This is a genomic window from Kitasatospora sp. NPDC048296, from assembly GCF_043201815.1.
GTDB lineage: Bacteria > Actinomycetota > Actinomycetes > Streptomycetales > Streptomycetaceae > Kitasatospora.
The window spans coordinates 40466-48298 of record NZ_JBICZB010000063.1; the positions used below are offsets into that span (position 1 = coordinate 40466).

Below are 7833 nucleotides of genomic sequence, written 5' to 3' on the forward strand. Positions count from 1 at the left end.
CGGGGGGGGGGGGGGGGGGGGGGGGGGGGGGGCCGGGGGGGGGGGGGGGGCGGCTCCCCCCCCCCCCCCCCCCCCCCCCCCCCACCGCAGGGTTTCCAGCGGCACGACGGGCAGATCTTTGCGCTGCCAGCTCGCGCCCAGGTACCAGCGCCCGCGCTCGACGTCGAGGTGGATGCGGTAGGCCACCGCCCGGTTCGCCTCGACGCGGTCGCGCCATTCCTCGCCCCGGTGCGGGAACGACACCGTGGAGGCCAGGACGTACCGGCCGTGCGGGGCGTTGGCGAGATGTGCGAGCGGTGCCGGCAGCCTGATGCCGATCCGACCGTCGGGGGTGACCCGGATAGTCTCGTTCCCGTAGCGCTTGCCCGACTCCCCGTCGGCCGTGAGGAACCAGCGGGCGGCCTGCCACCGGGCGCGCCACTGCTCGACGTTCTGGCCAGTTGCCTGGAGGTTGTGCCGGTTGTTGAGGAGCTTTCGTCCGCCGCGCACCACCGACACCCGGCCCGCCTCGCGCTCGGCCCTCACCCGCTCGTGCTCACGCTCCAAATGCGCCAGGCGCCGCGACTTGGCGTGCCACTCCCGCCGCGACCGGTAGCCGCCGGGCTGCCCTTTGGCGCCTTTCTCACCGAGCGGCAGCGCGAGGCGGTAACGAATCATGGCGATCCCCGCCTCCAACCCCTGGAGGTGCTGCCACTGCGCGCGGCGAGACAAACCCCACTGATCGTGCGTGGCCTTCGTGACGGACCCGGCCCAGCGCGACGACGACAGCGGCGTGAGGCCCCGCTTACGGGCCGCCCACGTCCCGGTGGAGTGCTCCAGGCCGTCGGCGACACGCCGGGCCAGATCCCGCGAGGCGAGAGACCCGAGGTGCCCGCCCAGCAGACGCAACATCGCGTCGTCCTCGGCGGTGAGGCCCTTGAGTCGGTCCCGTATGCACACACCCGACGTGGGGTCGGCGACGAACGGCCGAGCGATCTGCCGCAACACAGCCAGTCCGACCCCCTTCCCCCAGTGATTCCTTCGACCACGCACATGGTGGCATACGCAACAGCATCAACGGCCCGAAAAGGTCTAACCGAAAGCATCTTGACAACACTTCAGCAGAAGCCGACAAACTCACTCATGAGCGCCTGTGCAAGGGCCGGGATCGGGCGGGTCGTGTGGGGGACGTCGATCGAAGGACTGCGTCCCACCGGCCTGGACCAGATCGACCTGTCCGCCACCGCCGTGGCCGACGCCGCCAAGTCCTTCTACCGCCCGCAGCTGCTGCTGGGCGGGGTGCTCGCCGAGGAGACCGACGCACTGTTCCGCCGCGCCCAGGCCATCCGCGACGGGGACGGCGAGGAGCAGTCCTCGTAGTGCTTCGTCGGACAGGCCTCAGGTCGCGGGGCGGCGGCGGACCGCCCGGACGGCCCGGGCGAAGGGCTGCTCGGCCGGCGCGGCGGCCGGGGTCGCACCGCCGTCGCCGCCGTCGCCGCCGCGGGCCGGCAGGTCGTTGGCGATCACGGCGGCCTCGGTGAGCAGGCCGCGCACCTCGGTGGCGCGGTAGAAGATCCGGGTGCCCTCCCGGCGGGCCACCACCAGGCCTGCCGCCCGCAGCTTCGCCAGGTGCTGCGAGGTGGCCGCGACATGGGCGCCCAGCAGTTCGGCGAGCTCGCTGACCGGCAGCTCGCGACGGCTCAACGCCCACAGCAGCCGGTACCGCGACGGATCGGCCACCGCCTTCAGCACGGCCACCGCCCGCTCGGCCGCGTCGGTATCCCAGGCCTCTTCCTCAGCACCACCCATGCATGGATCGTACCGACGGACGCCCGCCCACCCTGGCCCGGCAACAGATCACGGATGGCGGGTGACGGATAACAGATGACGGCGAACAGATGACAGATTTCGAAACCTGTCATCTGTTCGCCGTCGGCCCTCCCCCGCCCTCAGGCCCCACGCGTCCCGTTCAGGTACGCCAGCACCGCCAGCACCCGCCGGTTGTCGTCGTCCGACGCCCCGAGCCCCAGCTTCGCGAAGATGTTGGAGGTGTGCTTGCTGACCGCGCCCTCGCTGAAGTGCAGGCGCTGGGCGATCGCCGCGTTGGAGCGGCCCTCGGCCATCATCGCCAGGACGTCCCGCTCCCGCGCGGTGAGCATGGCGAGCGGCTCGTCGTAGGCGTTGCGGGCGAGGAGGCGGGTGATGACCTGGGGGTCCATGACCGTGCCGCCGGCGGCGACGGTGTGGACGGCGTCGACGAACTGGTCGGCCTTGGAGACGCGATCCTTGAGGAGGTAGCCGACGCCGCCGGCGCCGTCGGCGACCAGTTCGCGGGCGTAGAGCTGCTCGACGTGCTGGGAGAGGACCAGGACCGGCAGGCCGGGCTGTTCGCGGCGGGCCGCCAGCGCGACCTGGAGGCCCTCGTCGGTGTGGGTCGGGGGCAGTCGGACGTCGACCACGGCGATGTCCGGGCGGTGTTCGGCGAGGGCGGCGGCCAGTTCGGGGCCGCTCTCCACCGCCGCGACGATGTCGTGCCCGTGGGCGCGCAGCAGCAGTTCCAGTCCGTCCCTCAGGAGGACGAGGTCCTCGGCGAGGACAACGCGCACGGTAGCTCCATGATCAGCCTGGTCGGGCCCCCCGGGGGGCTGGTCACCGTGAGCGTACCGTCGAAGACCGCCAGCCTGCGCTGGATGCCCCGCAGGCCACTGCCCTTGCCGGGGTCGGCCCCGCCCTGGCCGTCGTCGGTCACCTCGGCCCGCAACAGCCCTGCGGCGTGCGTGAGTTCCACCGCGGCGTGGCGGGCATCGCCGTGCTTGACGGCGTTGGTGAGCGCCTCGCTGACGGCGAAGTAGACCGCCGACTCCACCGGGGCCTCGGCCCGGCCCGGCAGTTCGGTCCGGACCTCGACCTTCAGCGGCACGTCCAGCGCCAACGCCCGTACGCCCTCGGCCAGTCCGCGTTCGGCGAGCACCGGCGGGTGGATGCCGCGGACCAGGTCGCGCAGTTCCTGCAGGGCCTGGGTGACGTTCTCCTGGGCGTCCGTCACCACCCGCTTGGCGCTCTCCGGGTCGCGGTCGATCAGCGCCGCCACCGCACCCAGCCGCAGGCTCACCGCGACCAGTCGGGCCTGGGCACCGTCGTGCAGGTCCCGCTCTATTCGGCGCAGTTCGGCGGCCTGGGCCTCGGTGGCGTCGAGCCGGATCTCGGTGAGCTGCTCGACCCGCTGGGCCAGCCGGCTGCGTTCGGTGGGGCCGAGCACGGAGCGGGTCCAGAGGCCGTGCAGGCGCAGTGCGGGCCGGGCGAGGGCGAGGCCGCCGGCGATCAGGACCGGGCCGAGGAGGAGGGCGAGCAGGCCGCCGAGCGGCAGGTCGTACGGCACGAGGGACTGGCCGAGCCCGTACAGGCCGGCGGTGACCAGCAGGACGGGCGTGGCGGCGACGGCCCCGCCGACCAGCGGGTCGGAGATCGCCCAGAGGGCGTCGCGCCAGGTCGCCGGGTCGTTCCAGAGCCAGCGCAGGGTGCGTGACATGCCCGCGAACCAGCGGCTCTTGTGGTAGTCGTGGCCGGTCCAGAACCAGCCGTGCAGGGTGCGTTCCAGCGCGGGCTGCGACTGGTACGGCACCGGTACGGGCACCTGCGACCAGTGGCCGGACGCCCAGCGGGCGGCGCCGGCGGCGGCGCGCACCACCTTGGTGGCGGGCGGGAAGAGCGGGAACATCCCGAGGCAGCCCCAGAGCAGGAAGGACGCCAGGTACAGCACGCAGAGCACGGCCCCGACGGGTATCAGCAGGGTCAGGACGGCGAGGCGCCCGAGCGCCCGCGCGGCCGTGCGCAGCGCCTGGGCGGCTCGGATCTGCGGGGTCGTCACGGGTCCTCCGGCATCTCGGGTTCGGGTGATCATGATGGCAGCCGGGCCGCGTCCTGGACGGCGGCGGAACAGGTCACGGTCTGGGCGGCCGCGTGCTTGGCGCGGATCAGCCGGTACACCCCGTAGAAACAGGCCGTGCCCAGCAGGATGAAGCCCGCCTCCACCGGCAGCTGCCAGTCCGGGGGCAGATACAGGGCCAGGAACCAGCTCCGGTTCGTCGGCGCGAACAGGGTCATCCCCATCGCCACCCCGCCCTGCGGGGCGGTGCTCAGCACACCGGCCGTCACCAGCAGTCCGGCGGTCGCCGTGCGGCGGTGGGAGAGGCCGTCCAGCAGGTCCTGCTCCTCCTGCGGCCGGGCCGTCTCCGTCACCCGCCGCACGCCCTTGCGCATCACGTCGAGCAGCTCCGGCCCGCGGGTCTCCAGCCGACGCCGGGCTTCCCGGCCCATCCACCAGGCGTACAGCAGTCCGGTGCCCAGCCCGACCGCCACCCCCGCCCAGCGCAGCGGTGCGCTGTGCAGCAGGGTGCCGGCCAGCACGACGCCGGCCGCCGGCAGCGCGGCGAACAGCTGGAGCAGCAGCACGGCCAGGCTCTGCATCCGGACCTGGTCGCCGCTCTCGTCGCTGAAGCCGTCCAGCGGGTTGCCGCCGGGCCGGTCGGGGAACGGCGCCGGGCCGAGCAGGGACATCAGCGGTGCCAGGCCCGCTCCGGCGCCGAGGACGGCGGGCAGGGTGGCGAGCAGCCAGGGCCAGGCCCAGCCGTTCGGGACGGCGAGGGTCGCGGCCACGGTGAGCAGCAGGGCGGCCGGGCCGACCACCAGCAGCCAGGCCAGCTGCCGGGCCCGGACGTCGATCCGCTCGGCGCCGGGGACGACCAGGGTCAGCCAGAGCGCGCCGGCGTCCAGGCCGTACAGGCTGCAGCCGAGCGCGCCGGCGTACAGCGCGAGGACGACACCCGTCCACGGCAGCACGGTGGGGAATCCGCCGAGCAGCGGGAGCAGGCCGGTGAACAGGGCGGTCCACAGTGCGATCCGCAGGAAGCGGGCGCGGCGCGGGTCGCGCGCCCACAGGCGCAGCTCCTTGCCGAGGACGGCGCCCCCGGGGCTGTCCGGGAGGGCCCGCAGCCGGGCGCCCCGGCGGGCGGTGGCCCGGCCGCCGCCGACCGTGCCGCGCACCAGCTGCCGGGAGAGCAGGGCGGTCCAGGCGGCGAAGAGCAGCGTGCAGAGGGCGAGCAGTCCGCCGAGGCAGGCGCCGGCCAGGGCCCAGTCGGAGCGCCGGGCGGCGTCCACGGCGACGGCCGCCCAGCCGGAGGGCAGCGCGCGCACGACCGTGCCGACGGTGGCGGCCCAGTGGCCGCCGAGCAGCCTGACGAAGAAGCCGATGCCGAACCAGCCGGTGTTGAGGAAGCCGCAGACCAGGCCGACCAGCAGCGCGGACAGCTCCCAGCCGAGTCGCGAGCGGGCGACGCTGCCGAGGCCCTGCAGGCTCAGCTTGGCGAGCACCACCACGAACAGCAGTTGGAGCAGCGCGGCGGGGACGGCGACCAGGGCGGGCAGCAGTCCCAGCCCGGCGCCGAAGACGATCAGCACCGTGAAGGCGATCAGGCCGACCACCGGGGTGATGCCGACGAACGAGGCGCCCAGCAGGCCGAGGGCGAGCCTGCTCGGGCGCTGCGGCACCAGGGTGAAGTAGGAGAGCCGCAGGGTCGGGTCGCCGCCGGTGAGAGTCGGGCCGACCGCCCAGCCCACGGTCCACACCAGCAGCACCAGGGCGATCGTGCCGACCCCGGCCTCGGGGGCGGGGAAGTCCACCAGGCCCAGCAGCGCCGTGCCGACCGCCGCCAGCGCGCCGCACACGCCCCCGGTGATCAGGCTCGCGGCCCGGGGGCCGGACATCGACCGTCGCAGGACGGCCAGCTTCATCCCGATCAGGACGCCAACCACGACAGTCCCTCCTTCCCACCGGTACGGGCGCCGACCAGCTCGACGAAGACGTCCTCCAGGCCCCGCCCGGCGCGGACCCCGTCGACCGGGCCGGCCGCCAGCACCCGGCCGCCGGCGATCACGCCGACGTGGTCGCAGAGCTGCTCGACCAGGGCCATCACGTGACTGGAGAGCACCACCGAGCCGCCGGAGGCGGTGAAGCGCTGGAGGATGACCCGGATGGTCGCGGCGGACACCGGGTCGACGGCCTCGAAGGGCTCGTCCAGCACCAGCAGTCGGGGGGCGTGCAGCAGGGCGGTGGCCAGGCCGATCTTCTTGCGCATCCCGGTGGAGTAGTCGATCACCGGGGTGTGCTCGGCCCCGTCCAGTTCCAGGACGGCCAGCAGCTCCTCGGCCCGGGCGTCCACGGTGGCGGCCGGCAGGCCGCGCAACCGGCCCAGGTAGTGCAGAACTTCACGGCCGGTCAGCCGCTCGGGCAGCATCATGCCGTCCGGCAGCACCCCGACCAGGGCCTTGGCGCGCACCGGGTCGCTCCACACGTCGACCCCGAAGATCTCCGAGCTCCCGGCGTCCGGCCGCAGCAGGCCGACGGCCACCGACAGGGCGGTGGTCTTGCCGGCGCCGTTGGGGCCGACCAGCCCGTAGAACGAACCGCTCGGCACGACCAGGTCGACGCCGTCCACGGCGGTGTGCGCGCCGAACCGCTTGCGCAGGCCGGCCAGCCGCAGCGCCGGGGCGCTGCCGTCCGTCGCCGGCCGGGGCTCCCGCCCCCCGTGCACCGCTCCCCGCTCCTTGCCCCGCACCTGGTCCTCCCGGCGTCTCCCACGGCCGCCCGGGCTCCGGGCGGCTCGTGATCAACACTAGGAAGGGCGAACGGGCCGCAGAATACGGCTGAGCCCCCGATTGGGGGTGGGCCTGGACCCACCCCCAACGGGTGACGGCTCAGCCGACGTTGACGGTGAACTCGCGCCTGGTCCGCTCCGGGCCGCCGGAGAACGTCATGCCCGCGTGGTCGCGGTAGTCCACGTGGAGGGTGACGGTGGTCCGGCCGGGGTTCGGGGCGGCCCGGAAGACGAAGTAGTAGTGGCCGCCGGAGTCCGAGCCGTTCGCACCGCCCAGACTGTCCAGCCCAAAGCTCTGGACGTACTCGTCGCCGACGGTCTGCACCACCGCGGAGTCGGGGGCCGGGCCGGCCACACTCCAGATGTCGCCCCAATTCCGGTGGGCGCTCACCTCGACCGAGAACAACTGGCCCGGCTTGACGAGGAGTTCACCCGAGGTCGCGGTGAACACCGTGCCGTGGTCGAGCTTGCCGGTGGTCATCCGGTGGATCGCCACCGCGCCCGCCGCACCCGCGACGGCCAGCAGGACGACCGCGACGAGGAGGATCCGCTGCCACTTCTTCTTCAAGAGTTCGACTCCCGGTTGGTTACGCGCAGTGCCAGTACGGCGGCGACGGCGTCGAGCCAGCGGGCGACCAGCTGGTCCCCCGCCGGGTCCCGCACGACCGTGGCGGCCGCCGCCAGCCAGCCCCGGGCCGGCGCGGCCGCCGGGCCCGGCAGAGGTTCGGGCAGTTCGGCCGCGAACCCGGTGCCGCCGGAGCGGACCACCTCGCCGAGGAAGACCACGGCGCGCGGCAGCACGCCGAGCCGGTCGGCGGTGATCGCGGCGGCGACCGCGCCGTCGCCGAACAGCACGGAGCGGACCACGCCGTCGGCCGGCAGCCCGAAGCGCAGCAGGACCTCGATGTCCATCTCGGCCAGCCGGTCGTCGCTCATGGGTTGGTGGTGGGTGCTCAACTCTCAGGCCTCACTTGGGCATGCGGATGCTGTCGGCGATGGGGAGCTCGTCCCCCTGGGTGGCGCCCCCCAGGTGGTTGTGGATGAAGTCGTCCTCGCTGACCCAGACGGTGTAGCCCCAGGGGTTGTAGATCTCCAGCTGGTCGCCCCGGCAACGCCGCTGCGTTTAGCGTCGTGGGCGAGTTGCAAGCCCGTCTTCCATGATCTTGACCTCGGTATGGAGGGTGTAGTTCTGGGCGGTGGC

9 protein-coding genes (1 of these 9 running past the window's edge) are annotated in these 7833 nt (G+C 73.7%); 1 reads left to right on the forward strand and 8 read right to left on the reverse strand.

The annotated features are described in order from the left end of the window. On the reverse strand, positions 1 to 993 hold the 5' portion of the coding sequence (locus ACGF12_RS29370) for an IS200/IS605 family accessory protein TnpB-related protein (protein ID WP_393036455.1). The gene continues 774 nt to the left of window position 1, outside the view; the window shows 993 of its 1767 coding nt (coding positions 1–993); it begins with the start codon at positions 991 to 993; the stop codon falls past the left edge of the window. 129 nt (positions 994 to 1122) lie between these two features. Here ACGF12_RS29370 and ACGF12_RS29375 point away from each other — a divergent pair, with 129 nt between their 5' ends. Next, complete coding sequence (locus ACGF12_RS29375) at positions 1123 to 1359, forward strand: hypothetical protein (RefSeq protein ID WP_393036427.1); 237 nt, start codon at positions 1123 to 1125, stop codon at positions 1357 to 1359. 18 nt (positions 1360 to 1377) lie between these two features. Here the strand turns inward: ACGF12_RS29375 and ACGF12_RS29380 are convergent, their stop codons facing one another. From ACGF12_RS29380 to ACGF12_RS29410, 7 genes are all read right to left on the reverse strand, one after another. After that, positions 1378 to 1788, reverse strand: a complete 411-nt coding sequence (locus ACGF12_RS29380) for an ArsR/SmtB family transcription factor (RefSeq protein WP_387625948.1) — start codon at positions 1786 to 1788, stop codon at positions 1378 to 1380. A 140-nt stretch (positions 1789 to 1928) separates the two neighbouring features. Next, entirely contained in the window at positions 1929 to 2585 is a 657-nt protein-coding gene (locus ACGF12_RS29385; protein WP_393036431.1) for a LuxR C-terminal-related transcriptional regulator, read from the reverse strand. Next, positions 2549 to 3847, reverse strand: coding sequence for a sensor histidine kinase (locus ACGF12_RS29390; RefSeq protein WP_393036434.1), 1299 nt, complete (start codon positions 3845 to 3847; stop codon positions 2549 to 2551). The genes ACGF12_RS29385 and ACGF12_RS29390 overlap by 37 nt, the downstream gene beginning before the upstream one ends. Before the next feature lie 29 nt (positions 3848 to 3876). Further along, positions 3877 to 5790, reverse strand: a complete 1914-nt coding sequence (locus ACGF12_RS29395) for a hypothetical protein (protein WP_393036437.1) — start codon at positions 5788 to 5790, stop codon at positions 3877 to 3879. Further along, positions 5775 to 6569, reverse strand: coding sequence for an ABC transporter ATP-binding protein (locus tag ACGF12_RS29400; protein WP_393036440.1), 795 nt, complete (start codon positions 6567 to 6569; stop codon positions 5775 to 5777). Before ACGF12_RS29400 ends, ACGF12_RS29395 begins: the two co-directional genes overlap by 16 nt. A gap of 163 nt (positions 6570 to 6732) precedes the next feature. Continuing rightward, positions 6733 to 7200: a hypothetical protein gene (locus ACGF12_RS29405; protein WP_393036443.1), complete on the reverse strand. Its 468-nt coding sequence runs from the start codon at positions 7198 to 7200 to the stop codon at positions 6733 to 6735. After that, positions 7197 to 7568: a hypothetical protein gene (locus tag ACGF12_RS29410; RefSeq protein WP_393036446.1), complete on the reverse strand. Its 372-nt coding sequence runs from the start codon at positions 7566 to 7568 to the stop codon at positions 7197 to 7199. Before ACGF12_RS29410 ends, ACGF12_RS29405 begins: the two co-directional genes overlap by 4 nt. Between the last annotated feature and the right edge of the window lie 265 nt (positions 7569 to 7833).

Bases quoted from the DNA above. Each gene is read 5' to 3' on its own strand.
- ACGF12_RS29410 (WP_393036446.1), bottom strand. From the start codon at position 7,568: ATGAGCGACGACCGGCTGGCCGAGATGGACATCGAGGTCCTGCTGCGC.
- ACGF12_RS29375 (WP_393036427.1), top strand. From the start codon at position 1,123: ATGAGCGCCTGTGCAAGGGCCGGGATCGGGCGGGTCGTGTGGGGGACG.
- ACGF12_RS29380 (WP_387625948.1), bottom strand. From the start codon at position 1,788: ATGGGTGGTGCTGAGGAAGAGGCCTGGGATACCGACGCGGCCGAGCGG.